The following is a 15,856-nucleotide window of genomic DNA, read 5'->3' on the forward strand; positions in this document are numbered from 1 at the left end:
ACATTTGGTGCTGCATTAAGATTTCGGAATTTATTTTTTGGTGCTTTTTAGAATGATTTATGTTAGATAATTATAAAATAGTCCTCTTCGACGGCGTTTGCAATCTCTGCAACGGCGCGATTAATTATATTATAAAGCGCGATAAGAATAATGTCTTCAAGTTTGCGGCGCTTCAAAGTGAAATTGGTAAAGAGCTCATTACAAAATTCAACATTGATACTTCAAAAATTGATTCTATCATTCTTATAGATGGCGAAAAACATTACATAAAATCATCTGCTGCGCTTCATATTTCTAAAGCTCTTTCGGGTGCTTACCCCCTACTTTTTGGACTTATGATTGTTCCAAAGTTTATTAGAAATGCAGTTTACGATTACATTGCCCGAAACCGTTACAAATGGTTTGGCAAGAAAGAAAGCTGTATGATCCCCACTGCGGAATTGAAAAGCAAGTTTTTATAAATTTTTACGTCCCAAAATAATTGATACAGTGTTTTCCCTTGCCCAAAAGGGCAAATGGCTCATTCTCGTTATTTTAAAAACGCAGATTATAATAGTTTTGGTTTCAGAATCAATTAAAAACCATCACCATGAAAAATCTTGTACTACTCTTCGTTCTTTTTCCTTTCGTATTGTTCGCAAATGCTGAAAAACCTTCACAATCTAAAATTGAAAAAGTAACTGTTTATTTGGAAGGTGCTTCCATTGAGCGAACTTCTTCAATTAATCTTCTTAAAGGCGAAAATACCTTCGTCTTCAACAATCTTTCGCCAGATATTGATGAAAATAGCATCCAGATTTCAGGATTGGGCGATGCTTCGGTGTTATCAATCGTTTTCAATATAGATTTTTTGGAGAAAAAGGAAGCTTCACAGGAATATCAATCAATAGAAAATCTGTTGAAAACTTTTCAACAGCAAAAAAACCAAATTGAAAATGAAATTGCGGGTTATAATGAAGAGTTGCAATTGCTTCAAAAAAACCAACGCATCAACAGCGACGCTACGAATCTTTCTGTGGAAATGATAAAAGAAATGTCCGCTTACTACCGAAACCGTGTAACCGAAATAAAAAACGCAATCTACAAACAGCAATTATTGTTGGCAGAATTGCACAAGACAATTGCAGACCACCAAAACGAACTTTTAAAATTGGACGATTCCAAAAAGGAACAACGAGGTGAAATAACGTTGAAACTGAATTCCCCAAAACCAGCAAATCTTGTGTTAAAATTTACCTATAACATTAAAAATGCGGGTTGGTTTCCATTGTATGACATTCGCGCTACAAACACCTCCTCGCCTATTAAGTTTTCGTATAAAGCCAATGTTTATCAACAAAGCGGCACAGATTGGGAAAATGTAAACGTCGTACTTTCCACAGGCGACCCGAATACAAATAATATTAAACCAACCTTGTTTCCAAAGTATCTTAATTTCAACAATAAAAGTTATGCCAGCACAACGCCAGTGCGCAGTAAAGGCTATAAATACAACCCAACAATTCGTAAAGTGAGCGGAACAATATATGACAATTCTGGCTTACCATTGCCAGGGGTAAACGTAATTGTTGCAGGAACTTCAAAAGGAACGCAAACTGATTTTGATGGAAATTATACTTTAGACGTTCAAGGCTCTCGCGAACTGACATTTAGTTATGTAGGTTTTGAAGTTGAAACATTGCCAGTTTATGCGAGTGTGATGAATGTTACGTTACAAGTGAATTCTTCAACTTTAGATGAAATTGTGGTAACTGGTTACGGAAGTATAGACAGAGAACTTTCAGGAAAGGCTGCGGGTGTTCAAGTAACTAACGGTAAACCTGGTCAAAGTACTTTTGTTAGAATAAGAGGAATGGGCAGTTTAACAGCATCAAATCAATTGTATATTGTGGATGGCGTTCCTGTAGATGAAAGTGATCTTTCAAGTATTATAAAAGATGTGCGGGTGTTAAAGAATTCTGAAGCAACAAGTCAATATGGTTCTAGAGGTAGAAACGGCGTTGTAGTAATTACAATGAAAAGTGGTGCAGAAATGAATGTTTCAGCAAAAGAAGAAGGTTTAACCACAACCCGTTTCGAAATAAGAGAAAAATACACCATAAAATCCAACGCCGAAATAACCGTGATTGAAGTTGATAATTTTGAATTGCCAGCTATCTTTCAGCATTACGCAGCACCTGAGCTTAACGAAAATGTATTTCTTACCGCAACCATTAAAGACTGGGAAAAGTATGATTTCCTTACTGGCGAAGCAAATATTTATTTTGAAGGAAATTACGCCGGAAAATCATACATAGATCCACAAGCAACCGCAGACAGCCTAAACCTTTCTCTTGGAATGGATCCAAATATTATTGTAAAGCGTGAAAAGCTAGAAAACTTCAAGAGCAAATCCTTTTTGGGCGGAACTCGAATTGTAGATAAAGGCTATAAAATTGAAGTAAAAAACAATAAGAAAACCACAATAAATCTTGTACTTGAAGATAGAATCCCAATTTCAGAAAACAAGGAAATTAAAGTGGAAGACCTAAAAACCGGTACTGCAGAATACAACGACAAAACTGGGATATTACGATGGAAACTTCACCTGCAACCCAATGCTACGGATAAAAAAGATTTTACTTATACTGTGAAGTATCCTAAGTTTAAGAAAGTTTCTTTGTAGGTTTTAATTTTTAAAAGTGAAGCAATTGCTTCACTTTTAAAAATTTAATTAATTATCTGGCCTGCATTGAGAGATCCTTGGGAGCTTACAGCTGGAGGATTCCACATAAAATCTCCATAAGAATTTCCTGTTCCTGTTAGTTGAAGTGAATTACCAATTGGCGTTGTTGTATCAGATTCTTCAACTCCTATATCTATAGATGTCATTCCATTGGCCGTATTATTGGTTGCCATAAAAATTCCTTCATAACTGATAAATTGTATTACTTGACTGTTTGATATTTTTATCAATGCAATCCCATCTGCCGAAGTGGAAGTACCTTCAATACCATTTTGAATATTTGATCGAGTAAAAGAAAGCGCTCCAAATGAATTTGACTCAAAATCTATAATTCCTGAAAGAAGAAAAGAATCATAGGTTTTGCCATCAGTGCCATTATAAAGCAAAATTCTATATTTACTTAAATCTAAACCTGATGGTCCTGCTATTTCAATAAACTCACTTTCGTCAGCACCAACATTATCATAGTGAAATTCATTTATCCAAGGCTCTGTTGGTATTGTATTTAAACAATAAATACTCTCCCAAGCGCTTCCATTCCATATTTGTAAACATCCTAAGCTTTCAACAAAAACTAAAAGACCTACATCTATCGAGGTAGCATTAATAGATTGTCTTGCAGCAAAATTAGGCACTCGTGGAGGCATAAATCCACGATAGGCTCCAGTTGCGTTTGTTTGACTGCTAACCTCCAGCATAGCCACAGAGGAAGGTGTTGTAGTTCCAATTCCAACTTGGCAATAAGAATTTGTTGTAAAAAGTGTAAACGCGATGAAGATGAAGAATAATTTTTTCATAACTATGATGTTTATATAGTTAAGAAAGGCAAGGATTCAGAAATATAGCCTATGCCTATCTTTCTGGGGAGATAATAAATTTAATTAAATTATTAATTTCCACAAAATTTCCTCATCATTTTTTTTCGGGCTAAAAAATTCAGTTAAAATTGCGGAATCGATTTAGAGAAAATTTAGAATAACAGTTATTGAAATTTTTAAGATTCCAAATCAAAAGTCTCAGAAGGGTTTTCCTGTGGTTTATAATTCAGCATTCCTTCTCCTTTAGCTATTATAGTACAAACTGTGGCATCTCCAGTTACATTTACTACGGTTCTAAACATATCCAAAATTCTATCTACTGGAAAGATAATAGCAATCCAAGCAGGATTAAGACCAACGGATTCTAAAACGATAATTAGCATTACCAAACCTGCGCTTGGCACTGCCGCAGAGCCTATAGATGCTAAAGTGGCTGTTAAAACAATCGTTAATTGTTGTCCCATTGTGAGATCGATCATATGTAACTGCGCAAGAAAAACAACTGCTACGGCTTGGTAGAGACAGGTTCCATCCATATTTACGGTTGCTCCAATTGGCAAAACGAAACTGGTTATTTTTTTGTTTACTCCTAGGTTTTCTTCCACGCACTCCATTGTTACTGGTAATGTTGCGGCGCTACTAGAAGTGGAAAACGCAAGCGTTTGTGCGGGAGCCATTGCTTTAAAAAATCCTTTGTAGGGTATTATTTTTACAAATAATTTCATCAATAAAGGATAGATCACAAAAATCATTAACATTAGGCCTAAAAACACTGTTAATGAATACCAACTTAAACCTTTAAAAATTTCATATACTTTACCTATATTATCTCCTGCCATTTTACTTACAACGCCTGCCAACAATGCAAACACGAAAAATGGTGCGGCTTGCATTACCAAATCTACCATCTTCAAAAATACTTCCATGGCGCTATCCATGAAGTCTGTAACAGGTTTTGATTTTTCATTTGGAATCAACAGTAAGCACACTCCAAAAAAGATTCCGAAGAAAATGATTTGAAGCATCAATCCATTGTTTGACAGTGAATTGAAGAAGTTTTCCGGAACAATATCTACCAAAGGCTGTAAAGGTGAAGTTTCTTTGGTTTTTTCTGCAGTCTCCATCTTTTCTGCTACCGAAGCGTCTTTAAGATCTCCTTTTGAAAGATCTGTAATTTTTTGCGCTCGCTCAAAAAATGCAGGGTCCTGCAGATAGTTAATACCATCTTTTGGTGGATGCCCTTCTGACGAGGCCCAAATTTCATAACTTATACGATTATCAATCCTACTCTGTTCATCAATCAGTTTTCCTGGTTTTATAGTGTTTACCATTAAAAGTCCAAGCCCTACTGCAAATAGCGTGGTTAAGAGATAGGCTAAAAGCGTCTTCCCTCCCATTCTTCCTAAACTGGATGGATCGCCAATATTGGCTACTCCAGTAATTATGGAAACCAAAACTAATGGCACTGCAATTAATTTTAAAAGATTAATGAAAATTGTACCGAAAGGGGCAATCCAATCAATGGTAAACTCACTCCATCCTAATTTACTCGAAAGTAGAGCCCAAATAATTCCTAAAACCAATCCTATGATAATTTTCCAGTGTAGTGCGAGTTTTTTCATTTATAGTTTTTAGACGTTAGTGGGTAGACGTTAGTAGTGTGTTTCGTTAATTTTACAATCCTACAATTTAGAAGTTTTATTTAACAACCAAAAATCGGCAATTACTAAAGCGGCCATTGCTTCAACAATTGGTACTGCTCGTGGCACCACACAAGGGTCGTGACGGCCTTTGCCTTCGGCTATTGCTTTGTTTCCGTCACTGTCTATGGTTTCTTGTTTTTGCATGATTGTAGCTACAGGTTTGAAAGCCACTTTAAAATAGATGTCTTCGCCATTGCTTATTCCACCTTGAATTCCGCCGCTATGATTGGTTTTTGTACCTCCGTTTTCATTAAAAGCATCGTTGTGCTCGCTGCCTTTCATTGTAGTTCCAGCAAAACCGCTTCCGTATTCAAAACCTTTTACGGCGTTTATGGAAAGCATAGCTTTGCCAAGTTCTGCGTGAAGTTTGTCGAAAACAGGTTCACCCAGACTAACTGGTACGTTTTGAATAACGCAAGTAACGGTTCCGCCAACAGTATCGCCTTCTTTTCTGATGGATTTTATGAAATCTTCCATTTTTGAAGCCATTTTGGCATCTGGGCAACGGACTGGATTTTTTTCGATTTCTGAAAAATCTACTTCGGAATAATTTTTTTTGAGTTCCATTTCGCCTACGGAAGAAACATAGGCGGTAATTTTAATACTGTTTAGCAATTGTTTTGCAATCGCTCCAGCCACTACTCTACAAGCCGTTTCGCGAGCAGAAGAGCGTCCACCGCCACGATAATCGCGGATTCCGTATTTTTTATCGTAGGTATAATCAGCGTGAGATGGGCGGTAAATATCTTTTATATGACTGTAGTCTTGGCTTTTTTGATTTGTATTTTCAATGATGAAGCCAATAGATGTACCAGTTGTTTTTCCTTCAAATATTCCTGAAAGAAATTTTACTTCGTCTTCTTCTTTTCGTTGTGTAACGATTTCAGACTGACCGGGTTTACGGCGTTGCATTTCAGTTTGTATCGCTTCAAAATTTAAGGAAAGTCCTGCTGGACATCCATCTATAATTCCGCCAATAGCCTCGCCGTGCGATTCGCCAAAGGTGGTTAGTTTAAAGATTTTTCCGAAGGAATTGCCCGCCATAGGTTGGTTTTCAACAAATGTAAACTTTCGGGTTTAATTATTCAAGATTCAAGGTTTAAAATTCAATCCCGATAGCTATCGGGACAAGATTTCGGGATTAAAATTTTAGGGATTTTGATTGAAAAGAACTAGGACTTAAGGGAAACAGAAGTCAAGACTGAAATGAAACAAGACATAAGAGAACCATGATCCAAGGCTTTACCACTCCTAACCAACGTTTTAAATCTAACCCTTCCAGCGGTTTAAACGCTGAAAGGGTTTAGTCCGAATAAATTCATAATTAATAAACCTGCATATCTTCTTGAAGAGGTTTTGTGGAATTTGCCAATGATTTATTTTTAAAACCATTTAACTTCTTATCTATTTCTAATCCTTTTTTCTCTAGTTTATTTATTCTTTTTTCGGTTTTTTGAATCCATTTTATCACTTGAGCCCCGCCGAATAAATGGCTGGTTGGTAAGGGTTCTCCAGTTTCTTTTAGGATCAGACCCACAGGACATTCAACTTTATCTTGAAGTTTTACGAAGCGAGTCAATAAATCTGCGTAAGGCGCAATCAAGGAGCCTACACCTCCTCTAGGTTGCATCCAGCCTACTAAATAAAGTCCTTTGTAGGTGTCGTACATACTGAAACCATACACTTTTACGTGTGCTTTTTCAACCCTGCAAAGTTCTTTAGGTAGAAAAGGGAAATCGGTTTTAAAACCAGTTGCGTAAACAATTGTATCTACATCTTCAATACTTCCATCTTGGAATTCTACTTGCTTTCCTAAAAACTTTTTTACGGCGCCTTTGATGATGGTTCTGCCGTGTTTAACGTGCATTAAGGTTTCAGTATTTACTGTTGGATGGCGGTCAAAAACTTTGGATTCAGGTTTCGGTAAGCCGTATTCTTTGTGACTTCCAATGGTAAGTTTTAACATCACTTTAATTAATCGCTCGCGAACCCAATCTGGTATTGGCGGTACAGTTAATGAAGCCAAAGGTTTTCCCATAAAGGTTTTTGGGAAGATCCAAATACCGCGGCGAACGCTTAAAAATTTTTTTGAACTTACTCGCGCAGATTCTGAAGCAATATCGAACGCAGAATTTCCTGCGCCAATTACTAAAACTCTTTTGTCTTTTAGCTGATCTGATGATTTGTAATCTTTGGAATGAAAAGAATCACCAGTAAATTCACCTTCATATTTTGGAAAATTTTTGCTCCAATGATGACCATTACAAACGATTACTCCTTTGAAAGTTTTGGTTGTATTATCTGAAAAAATTACTTCCCATAAATTATCTTCTATAGGATTAACGTGAATTACTTTTGTATTGAATTGAATAGCTTCCGTTAAATCATAATGAGCTGCGTAGCTTCTATAATATGCCAGCATTTGCCCACTACTTGGAAAATCGGGATAATCTTCAGGCATTTTAAAATCTGGATATTCCATCACTCTTCTAGCAGAAAGTATATGTGCAGATTTGTAAGTGCCGTGATACCAATTGCCACCCACATCATCATCAGCATCTACTTGTTGATAGGGAATTCTTGCTTCTTTGAAAGCTTTTGCAACTGCTAAACCAACAGGTCCTGCGCCAATTATTAAATAATGATTATCGAAACTCTCACTTTTCATATTTTTATACTCTCTGTTATGGGTTTGTTTGATTTTTATCAAGACTCAATATAAAAATCTGAAAAAAATATGTCTTCAGTTTCTTTCGTCCCTTTTCCTGAAAAGTTTGGTAATCTACAAATTTTATTGAGGGGTTATTCAGCTTTATCAAAAAACTTCCATATAAAAATCGCAAATATAGCTCCCAATGTAGGCCCAACAATGTAAATCCAAAGTGAAGTTAAATTTCCAGATAACAAAGCTGGGGCAAAACTTCTTGCTGGATTAAATGAACCTCCTGAAATTGGACCGGCAACCAAAATTATTCCTGTTACAACCAAACCAATCTTTAAGCCAACCATAGACGAAAAATCCTTTTGTGAAGTTATTCCTAAAATAGTAAGCATTAAAAAGAAAGTTAAAATAGTTTCAAGAATAAAGGATTGCATAACTCCGCCAGACGGCAGTGTTGCTCCTAAAGTTAAGTTTTCAGGAAACATGAATTTTAGAAGTGCGCTTGCTACAATTGCACCTAAAACTTGAGCAATTATATAAAAAGAAGCGTCTTTTATTTTAATTACTTTTCCCAATAATAAAGCTATTGTAACCGAAGGATTAATGTGCGATCCAGAAATGCTTCCGAAAATATAAATCATTGCACTAACTATAATTCCAAAAGCAAATGAAATTCCCACTAAACCCAAGCTACCTCCAGATTCTTGATTTACAATTATGGCTCCTGTTCCGCAGAAAACTAAAGCGAAAGTGCCAATGAATTCGGCTGTATATTTTTTTAGGTCGTGATTATTACCCATTGGTTTGCTGACTTTTTTATATGAAAAAGAGGATAACCAAAAACGATTATCCTCTTAGGAAATAAAATACTATGTATTAAAGTGCTGATGCGCCAGCTCCTGCAACTGCGTGGTCATTTTCTACTGAACTACCGCTTACGCCGATTGCTCCAATAATTTCACCGTCTGCATTTTTAACTGGAATTCCTCCTGGGAAAGTAATTAAACCTCCGTTAGAGTGCTCAATGTTGTATAAAGAACCTCCTGGTTGTGATAATTCACCTACAATTCCTGTGTTCATATCAAAGAAACGAGCTGTTTTTGCTTTCTTAATAGAAATGTCAAGAGATCCCAACCAAGCTCCGTCCATACGAACAAATGCTACTAGATTTGCCCCTGCGTCTACAACTGCGATATTCATTTTGGTATCTATAGCTGTCGCTTTTTCTTTTGCTGCGGCTACTAATTTTTCTGCTTGTGCTAATGTAATATTCATGATTTTCTGTTTTAGTTTTGTTTTTAATTATGATGCAAATATACAACCCAGGTTAAGGTTTCCATTTATCAAAACAGGTCAGTGATTTATGAAAAAAGGTCAATTGCTGGAATTGGTTCAAATTTCACCTAAAAAACTATGAAGAAGTCTCGCTCGGACTGAAACCGAATTTGTTTTTGAAGGCAATACTAAAGTTGGAAAGGTTGTTATACCCAAAATCCAAATAGATTTCTGAAGGTTTTAAATGGCCCTGCTCAAGGGTTTCCTTTGCCTTTTGAAGTCGCTTGTCCTGCAACCATTTTCCTGGAGAGGTTTTATATTCTTTGATGAAATTGCGTTTAAAAGTTGATAAACTCATATTACACAGGAAAGCAATTTCCTCCAATTTTAAGTTGGAATGTATTTTACTTTCCACTGTTTTTTTAAAAGCTGAACTTTCATTAATTATTAAGGAGTATAGGTATAGTTCAAAACTTTTGCCGTATTTCTGGATTAAATAAAGCATCAATTCTTCAAATTTTACAGAAAGTAGATTTTCCATAAAAATTGCTGGCGCGTTGCTAATTGTAGACAAAGAGTTTAAATAGGAAGTAATATAATTATCATTTCCTATTATGAAATATGGCACTTCATCCTTCACAACGGTTTTGTTTTCAGTGTGTTTCTCTAAAAATTCTTTTAGCCTTTTTTCTGAAAAGAAGAAGAGTTTGCAGTAGTAATTGGTTTCGGTATCCAATAATTCCGTCCAAAGCCAATTTCCTTTTTTCAACAACAATGATTGGTCTTTATTAACAGCGACGGCTGTTCCTGCGAAGTGAACTTGCTTTTTTCCAACCTGCAAAAAGCTAAACATATTCATCCCCAAATTCACCTTGCTTTTTACTACATCTTGCTTCATTATGAAGTCATAGACGAATAAATCTGGCATTTCCTTAGTATCGTCAAGGTAAATTTGGGGGATGTTTTCTATGGGCATAAGTAGTTTTTTTAAAATCTTGTTTTGGAAAAACAATAGCTAGATATAAACCTCGTTTTTATGAAACTGCTATGAAAATTTCCACTTCTGAATTTTCACCTAGTTGTGATTTTTCATCATAAACTTCGAAATCTGCTGTATAGCTACGGTTTAAGGTTTCATCTTTTGCCCAAATCTCTTGCCAAGTATCTTGAACTGCTTTGGGCATTTCTCCTTTAGCTATGAATTTCAAGTATTCTCCACCCTTAAATTCTCGACCAACGAGGTCTTCTGGAATATCTGTCAATGAATCTACTTTTAGTCCAATCACACAAGTGTATTTTCCTTTATAATTGGATTCATAATCTGTGTAAATTGAATAGATTTCATCGCTCTTTTTATTTGGAATTTTGCCAATTATGTTTTCCGTAAAAAACTTTTCCCAGAGTTTACCTAGATCTTGTGCTGCTTTGCCGCTATCATTGGTTGTTTCTGTTGCAATTTCTATTATTTTAAAAGGTTCAATGTTTTTCATTTAGTTTTTTTTTAAATGGTTTTAAATTTTTTAAGAGCGCATTTCTAAGAATAGTAACCGGATGCAACGCTTTCCGCTTCGTTCCATCTAAAATTTGATGCCTGCAACTCGTACCATTTGCAGCGATAATGATGTCTTCGGAAGATTTACGGATTGCCGGAAAAAGCTTTAACTCCCCTATTTTCATACTTACCTCATAATGCTCCTTTTCATACCCAAAACTCCCGGCCATTCCGCAACAACCCGACGTAATGATGGTTGGTTTGTAGTTTTGGGGAAGATTCAGAATATCAAAAGTCACTTTTTGATTGCTCAAAGATTTTTGATGGCAGTGGGAATGAATCTTAATATGTTTTTCTTCGGAAGTAAACTGCGCTGCGGTAATGTTTCCTTCTTCAATTTCAGCAGCCAAAAATTCTTCAATTAAAAAAGTGTGCTTTGAAATGTTTTCTGCGGAAGATTTATCGTCTGCCAATCGAATATATTCGTCTCGAAATGAAAGAATTGCTGAAGGTTCAATACCAACAAGCGGAGTGTTTGCTGAAACCATTTCCTTTAAGAAAGTAATGTTTTTGTTGGCTTCCGCTTTCGCTTCTTCTAAAAATCCTTTTGAGATTAATGCGCGACCGCTATCCAAAGTATCAATTACAGTCACTTTGTAACCTAATCCTGTTAAAAGTTGAAATGAATCTACCAGAATTTCAGCATCTAAATAATTACTGAATTCATCGACGAATAATAATACATTTTTACTAATTTTCTTATCAGTTGAAATATTTTTATTTAATTGATTTTCATCACTTTGAATAACTTTACTAAAACTCTTAATCGAAATCCTTGGCAACGTTCGATTCGGATGAACGCCACCAATATTCTTAATAATATTTGCGGTGAAACCATTGGAAAAAAACCAATTTGAAAGCTTCGGAAAATTTGAAGCCATTTTATTCAATTTCGTGCTTTTTCCGAAGAGTTTATTTGAGAATGAAACTCCATTAGCTCTATTATATTGATATAAAAATTCCGCTTTGGCAGTGCTAATATCAACATTGCTGGGACATTCACTAGAACATGCTTTGCAGCTTATACAGAGATCAAAAACTTCCTTTAATTCCTTAGAATTGAACTTATTTACATCTTCATTATTCGTTAAAACCTCTCGCAATGCGTTTGCTCTAGCTCGAGTTGTGTCTTTTTCGTTTTTTGTAGCGTGATAGCTAGGACACATAGCGCCGGCAGAATCGGCTGTTTTACGGCAATCGCCGCTACCGTTGCAGCTTTCAGCCAAGCGTAGAATACCTTGATAATCACTGAAATCCATTAGTGTTTCCACTTTGGGTTCCTTTCTATCAACCTCATATCGAAGCGATTCATCCATTTTAAAAGCATCTACAATTTTTCCTGGATTGAAGATGTTTTGAGGATCGAAGGCAGCTTTGATTCGCTTTAAAAGCTCGTAGTTTTTTTCTCCAATCATCAATGGAATAAACTCAGCACGAACTATTCCATCACCGTGTTCGCCTGAGAATGAGCCATTGTATTTTTTACAAAGTATAGCAACATCTGTCGTTATTTTTCTAAAATATTCAACGCCTTCATTTTCCTTCAAGTTAAGTATTGGCCGCAAATGCAACTCACCTGCTCCTGCGTGTGCGTAATAAACCGCTTGTTGGTCATACTTTTTCATTAATGCGGAAAAATCGGAAATATAAGCTGGTAAATCTTCCAAAGCTACGGCTGTGTCTTCAATGCAGGCGACGGCTTTGCGGTCGCCAACCATATTTCCTAAAAGACCCAAACCTGCTTTTCGGAGCTCCAATGCCATTTCAATTTCTTCTCCTTTTAAAACTGGGTTGTGGTAGGAATGCTTTGAAATTTTTAAGGATTCTAATAAAGCTAAAGTTTGTTTTTCTAAATCTTCTTCAGAATTACTCTTTAACTCTAACAATAGCACCGCTTTCGGATTTCCTTTTACGAAAAAACGGTATGGTTCGTAAGTTTTGCTCTTTTTCGTGCAATCCAAAATCGTATCGTCCATCATTTCGCAAGTGTGCAAATTGTGCTGCATTGCGATAACTACATCATTCAAGCAAGCTTCTAACGTTTCGTAATGCGTTGCAACCATCGCAGTATGTTTCGGCGGTAAAGGATCTAATTGAAGGGTAATTTCCGTAGTAAAAGCAAGGGTTCCTTCGCTTCCACAGAGCAGTTTGCATAAATTGATTTCCTCATTAAAATCACTGAAGGTTGAAGTGTTAAGCAAGCTGTCCACAGCATAGCCAGTGTTTCTTCTATGAATTTCAGGTTTGGGAAATTCATTCCAGATCTCTTGTTGGGTTTCTTTAGAAATCAACTCATTATATAGGGTTTTGTATATTTTTCCTTCCAAAGAATCCATTTGAGATTTATATAAAACTGTTTCTCTTGAAAGATTTTCAAAAATGGCTTCACTTCCGTCAGAAAGTATTGTTTTCAGCTTTAAAACTTTATCTCGCGTAACTCCATATTGAATAGAAGTCGTACCGCTACTATTGTTACCAACCATCCCGCCAATCATGCACCGATTGCTGGTGGAAGTATTTGGACCGAAGAAAAGTCCGAATGGTTTTAAATGTGCGTTCAATTCGTCTCTAATAACGCCTGGTTGGACGGTGACTGTCCTATTTACAGTATCTAAAGAGAGTATTTTTGTAAAATGTTTTGAAACATCAACCACAATTCCATCGCCAACACATTGTCCTGCTAATGAAGTTCCTGCCGTTCTGGGTATTAAGGAGCTATTGCTGGTTTCAGCAAATATTACCAATTGCTTAATTCCACGTTCATTTTTAGGATAAGCCACTGCTAGGGGAACTTTTCGGTACACTGAAGCATCAGTTGCATATAACGACGTATTAAGGGAATCTGTGAAAAATTCGCCATTAAATATTTTTTGAAAATCTTGAAGTTGTTTTTTCATAGCCAGTATGTAAATGTAAAAAACTTCCTTAATAAAACTTTGTAAAATCCGGCATTAGCATTGGCATCATCTTAACTAATCCAATTACTTTTTAAACCTAATTTTACACCAAATAACTAAAAGAAAAATTATGAAAAAATCAGTTTTTTTAATCTTGACTATTATTGGCCTTGGATTACAAGCGAACGCTCAAGAAATAGCTAAAAATGCTATTGGAATTCGGCTTAGTGAAAGTGATGGCTTTGGACCTGAAGTAAATTATCAACGCGCATTGGGGGATTCAAACCGATTAGAACTCGGACTGGCTTTTCACAGCAAGCGTAATTGGGATGCCGTAAAACTAACAGGAATCTACCAATGGGTATGGAATATTGATGGAGGTTTCAATTGGTATGCTGGTCCTGGAGTGGGAGCTGGTATTGTGAACTATGATCGTAAATATAAAGATTATCCTAATGACGACCGATATAAGGATTCCGAAGCCTTTGCGTTTTTAACTGGAGATGTTGGGATAGAGTACAGTTTTGATTTTCCACTACTCATTTCCTTTGATTTTAGACCTCAAGCGAATTTAAACTATAGAGATGACGTAACTTTTGACGTTGGTTTAAGTGCTCGCTATCAGTTTTAGAAAATAAAAAATATAAAATTATTATAAGGAATGCCTCTTCTAAAAGGGGCATTTCCCTTTTAAAAAACAGGAAAAATCCTGTTTTCTATCTCCGTAATTTATCGCATTTTTAAAACTTCTTTAAAAATGTATTATTATGGAAAAGAATTATGTAGATATACATTGCCATCCCTCACTGAAACCTTTCAGTAAGAGTTTTAAATACAAGCCTATTAAACAAAACGAGATAGACGCTAATCGGAAAAATTCAATTTGGCATTACAGTCCGCCAAATTTTCTTGAGAAGTTCGTCAACAGGCTAATAACACTCACAAAATTTACGCAAACAGACCTCACAGCCTTAGCGAAAGCCAAAACGAGCGTAGTTGTAGTTGCACTTTATCCTTTTGAAAAGCATTTTTTTGGAAAAGAAGTAATTGGCGTAAAAGGAGTGACGGATGTTTTGGTAAACCTTGCGGCAAGCATCAGCCAATCGCGGATGGATTATATACGCGTCACCACAGATTACTTTGTGGATTTGATGGATGAATATAAGTATTATCAACAACTTCACAATAAAGTTGAAAATATTGATGGAAAGATATACACCTATCGCTTGGTTCGAAGTTTTCAGGATATTGAAAATAATTTAGCACAAGAAACTGATTCCAAAAAAATTATAAATATCATTCTCACCATTGAAGGCGGCCATAGTTTCAATACTGGTATAGATATGAATAAGAACATGGCGAGTCGTACTGAGGTCTTAGATAATATTTTAGAAATTAAATATTGGGACCATCGGCCTATTTTTCTTACGTTAGCGCACCATTTTTACAATGAACTTTGCGGACACGCGCGAAGCATAACCATAGGTGCTATTGAAAAAAACCAAAATAGAGGTTTAAATTCAGGCATTACCGAACTAGGTTATGAAGCCATTGAACTATTACTTAATAATACGGATGGAAAACGAATTCCGATAGATATAAAACACTTAAGTCCCACTTCACGAAAGGAATATTATAATCTTCTTGACACAAAATATGTTACAGAAAAAATTCCGATTGTAGCTAGTCATGCGGCTTGCAATGGAAAGCAATCCATAGTTCAGTGGGATCAAAGTGGTATTAGAGAACATAGTGAATGGTTTTGCGATATTGATATCAATTTTTACGATAGTGAATTGATTCGGATTGCTAAAAGCAATGGAATCTTCGGAATACAGCTGGATGAACGTAGAATTGGTAGTAAAAAAGCCATTTCAGAAAGCAAACAATTTTTGCCGAATAAACGGAAACAACTGCATAAAAAAGCGCTCTTGGTTTGGCATCAAGTGGTTCATATTGCCGAAGTTCTTGACAAAGAAGGACTTTTCTGTTGGGGAATACAAACTATTGGTAGCGATTTTGACGGAATCGTAAACCCAATAAACGGTCTTTGGACTGCTGAAAACATGAAAGATTTGGCAGAAGAAATGTTAAACCACGCCAATGAATATCTTTCAAAAAACCTTATACACTTAAATGATTTCAACAGAATTAATGCACAAACCATTGTGGACCGGGTGATGCATGGGAATGCTATGGAGTTTATTAAAAGGAATTATTAAGA

General features: G+C 35.9%; 13 protein-coding genes. 4 read left to right on the forward strand and 9 right to left on the reverse strand.

All coding sequences use genetic code 11. The features are described from left to right. Positions 1–59 precede the first annotated feature (59 nt). Positions 60–461 carry a thiol-disulfide oxidoreductase DCC family protein gene (locus tag AEQSU_RS13475; protein ID WP_014783428.1) on the forward strand — a complete coding sequence of 134 codons (402 nt, stop codon included), beginning with the start codon at positions 60–62 and terminating at the stop codon, positions 459–461. A gap of 128 nt (positions 462–589) precedes the next feature. Continuing rightward, positions 590–2,665 (forward strand): mucoidy inhibitor MuiA family protein, encoded by a 2,076-nt coding sequence (locus AEQSU_RS13480; RefSeq protein ID WP_014783429.1) that lies wholly within the window; start codon positions 590–592, stop codon positions 2,663–2,665. A 44-nt stretch (positions 2,666–2,709) separates the two neighbouring features. On the opposite strand, the gene AEQSU_RS16245 is transcribed toward AEQSU_RS13480, so the two are convergent. The 9 genes from AEQSU_RS16245 to AEQSU_RS13525 all read right to left on the reverse strand — a co-directional run bounded on the left by AEQSU_RS16245 (position 2,710) and on the right by AEQSU_RS13525 (position 13,632). Then, positions 2,710–3,522: a hypothetical protein gene (locus tag AEQSU_RS16245; protein ID WP_014783430.1), complete on the reverse strand. Its 813-nt coding sequence runs from the start codon at positions 3,520–3,522 to the stop codon at positions 2,710–2,712. Positions 3,523–3,719: 197 nt separating this feature from the next. After that, a complete protein-coding gene (locus AEQSU_RS13490) occupies positions 3,720–5,165 on the reverse strand; it encodes a dicarboxylate/amino acid:cation symporter (RefSeq protein ID WP_014783431.1) in 1,446 nt (481 codons plus the stop codon). A 60-nt stretch (positions 5,166–5,225) separates the two neighbouring features. Further along, positions 5,226–6,290, reverse strand: a complete 1,065-nt coding sequence (gene aroC, locus AEQSU_RS13495; RefSeq protein WP_014783432.1) for a chorismate synthase — start codon at positions 6,288–6,290, stop codon at positions 5,226–5,228. 280 nt (positions 6,291–6,570) lie between these two features. Beyond that, positions 6,571–7,914, reverse strand: a complete 1,344-nt coding sequence (locus tag AEQSU_RS13500; RefSeq protein WP_014783433.1) for a flavin-containing monooxygenase — start codon at positions 7,912–7,914, stop codon at positions 6,571–6,573. 134 nt (positions 7,915–8,048) lie between these two features. Beyond that, positions 8,049–8,708, reverse strand: coding sequence for an MIP/aquaporin family protein (locus AEQSU_RS13505; RefSeq protein WP_014783434.1), 660 nt, complete (start codon positions 8,706–8,708; stop codon positions 8,049–8,051). 76 nt (positions 8,709–8,784) lie between these two features. Continuing rightward, the gene (locus tag AEQSU_RS13510; RefSeq protein WP_014783435.1) at positions 8,785–9,183 is read right to left on the reverse strand and encodes a GlcG/HbpS family heme-binding protein; all 399 of its coding nucleotides are present in this window, start codon (positions 9,181–9,183) and stop codon (positions 8,785–8,787) included. Positions 9,184–9,319: 136 nt separating this feature from the next. Continuing rightward, positions 9,320–10,159, reverse strand: a complete 840-nt coding sequence (locus AEQSU_RS13515) for a helix-turn-helix domain-containing protein (protein ID WP_014783436.1) — start codon at positions 10,157–10,159, stop codon at positions 9,320–9,322. Positions 10,160–10,217: 58 nt separating this feature from the next. Beyond that, entirely contained in the window at positions 10,218–10,673 is a 456-nt protein-coding gene (locus AEQSU_RS13520; protein WP_014783437.1) for a GyrI-like domain-containing protein, read from the reverse strand. Then, positions 10,660–13,632, reverse strand: coding sequence for an FAD-binding and (Fe-S)-binding domain-containing protein (locus tag AEQSU_RS13525; RefSeq protein WP_014783438.1), 2,973 nt, complete (start codon positions 13,630–13,632; stop codon positions 10,660–10,662). The genes AEQSU_RS13520 and AEQSU_RS13525 overlap by 14 nt, the downstream gene beginning before the upstream one ends. A gap of 130 nt (positions 13,633–13,762) precedes the next feature. Between AEQSU_RS13525 and AEQSU_RS13530 the strand changes: the two genes are divergently transcribed. Both AEQSU_RS13530 and AEQSU_RS13535 read left to right on the forward strand, forming a co-directional pair. Continuing rightward, complete coding sequence (locus AEQSU_RS13530) at positions 13,763–14,263, forward strand: hypothetical protein (protein WP_014783439.1); 501 nt, start codon at positions 13,763–13,765, stop codon at positions 14,261–14,263. Positions 14,264–14,399: 136 nt separating this feature from the next. Further along, positions 14,400–15,854, forward strand: a complete 1,455-nt coding sequence (locus AEQSU_RS13535; RefSeq protein ID WP_014783440.1) for an amidohydrolase family protein — start codon at positions 14,400–14,402, stop codon at positions 15,852–15,854. The last annotated feature ends 2 nt before the right edge of the window (positions 15,855–15,856 follow it).

This window comes from Aequorivita sublithincola DSM 14238 (genome assembly GCF_000265385.1).
Classification (GTDB): domain Bacteria; phylum Bacteroidota; class Bacteroidia; order Flavobacteriales; family Flavobacteriaceae; genus Aequorivita; species Aequorivita sublithincola.

Coding starts and splice junctions, on each gene's coding strand:
- AEQSU_RS13475 (WP_014783428.1), top strand. CDS start 60: ATGTTAGATAATTATAAAATAGTCCTCTTCGACGGCGTTTGCAATCTC.
- AEQSU_RS13480 (WP_014783429.1), top strand. CDS start 590: ATGAAAAATCTTGTACTACTCTTCGTTCTTTTTCCTTTCGTATTGTTC.
- AEQSU_RS16245 (WP_014783430.1), bottom strand. CDS start 3,522: ATGAAAAAATTATTCTTCATCTTCATCGCGTTTACACTTTTTACAACA.
- AEQSU_RS13490 (WP_014783431.1), bottom strand. CDS start 5,165: ATGAAAAAACTCGCACTACACTGGAAAATTATCATAGGATTGGTTTTA.
- aroC (WP_014783432.1), bottom strand. CDS start 6,290: ATGGCGGGCAATTCCTTCGGAAAAATCTTTAAACTAACCACCTTTGGC.
- AEQSU_RS13500 (WP_014783433.1), bottom strand. CDS start 7,914: ATGAAAAGTGAGAGTTTCGATAATCATTATTTAATAATTGGCGCAGGA.
- AEQSU_RS13505 (WP_014783434.1), bottom strand. CDS start 8,708: ATGGGTAATAATCACGACCTAAAAAAATATACAGCCGAATTCATTGGC.
- AEQSU_RS13510 (WP_014783435.1), bottom strand. CDS start 9,183: ATGAATATTACATTAGCACAAGCAGAAAAATTAGTAGCCGCAGCAAAA.
- AEQSU_RS13515 (WP_014783436.1), bottom strand. CDS start 10,159: ATGCCCATAGAAAACATCCCCCAAATTTACCTTGACGATACTAAGGAA.
- AEQSU_RS13520 (WP_014783437.1), bottom strand. CDS start 10,673: ATGAAAAACATTGAACCTTTTAAAATAATAGAAATTGCAACAGAAACA.
- AEQSU_RS13525 (WP_014783438.1), bottom strand. CDS start 13,632: ATGAAAAAACAACTTCAAGATTTTCAAAAAATATTTAATGGCGAATTT.
- AEQSU_RS13530 (WP_014783439.1), top strand. CDS start 13,763: ATGAAAAAATCAGTTTTTTTAATCTTGACTATTATTGGCCTTGGATTA.
- AEQSU_RS13535 (WP_014783440.1), top strand. CDS start 14,400: ATGGAAAAGAATTATGTAGATATACATTGCCATCCCTCACTGAAACCT.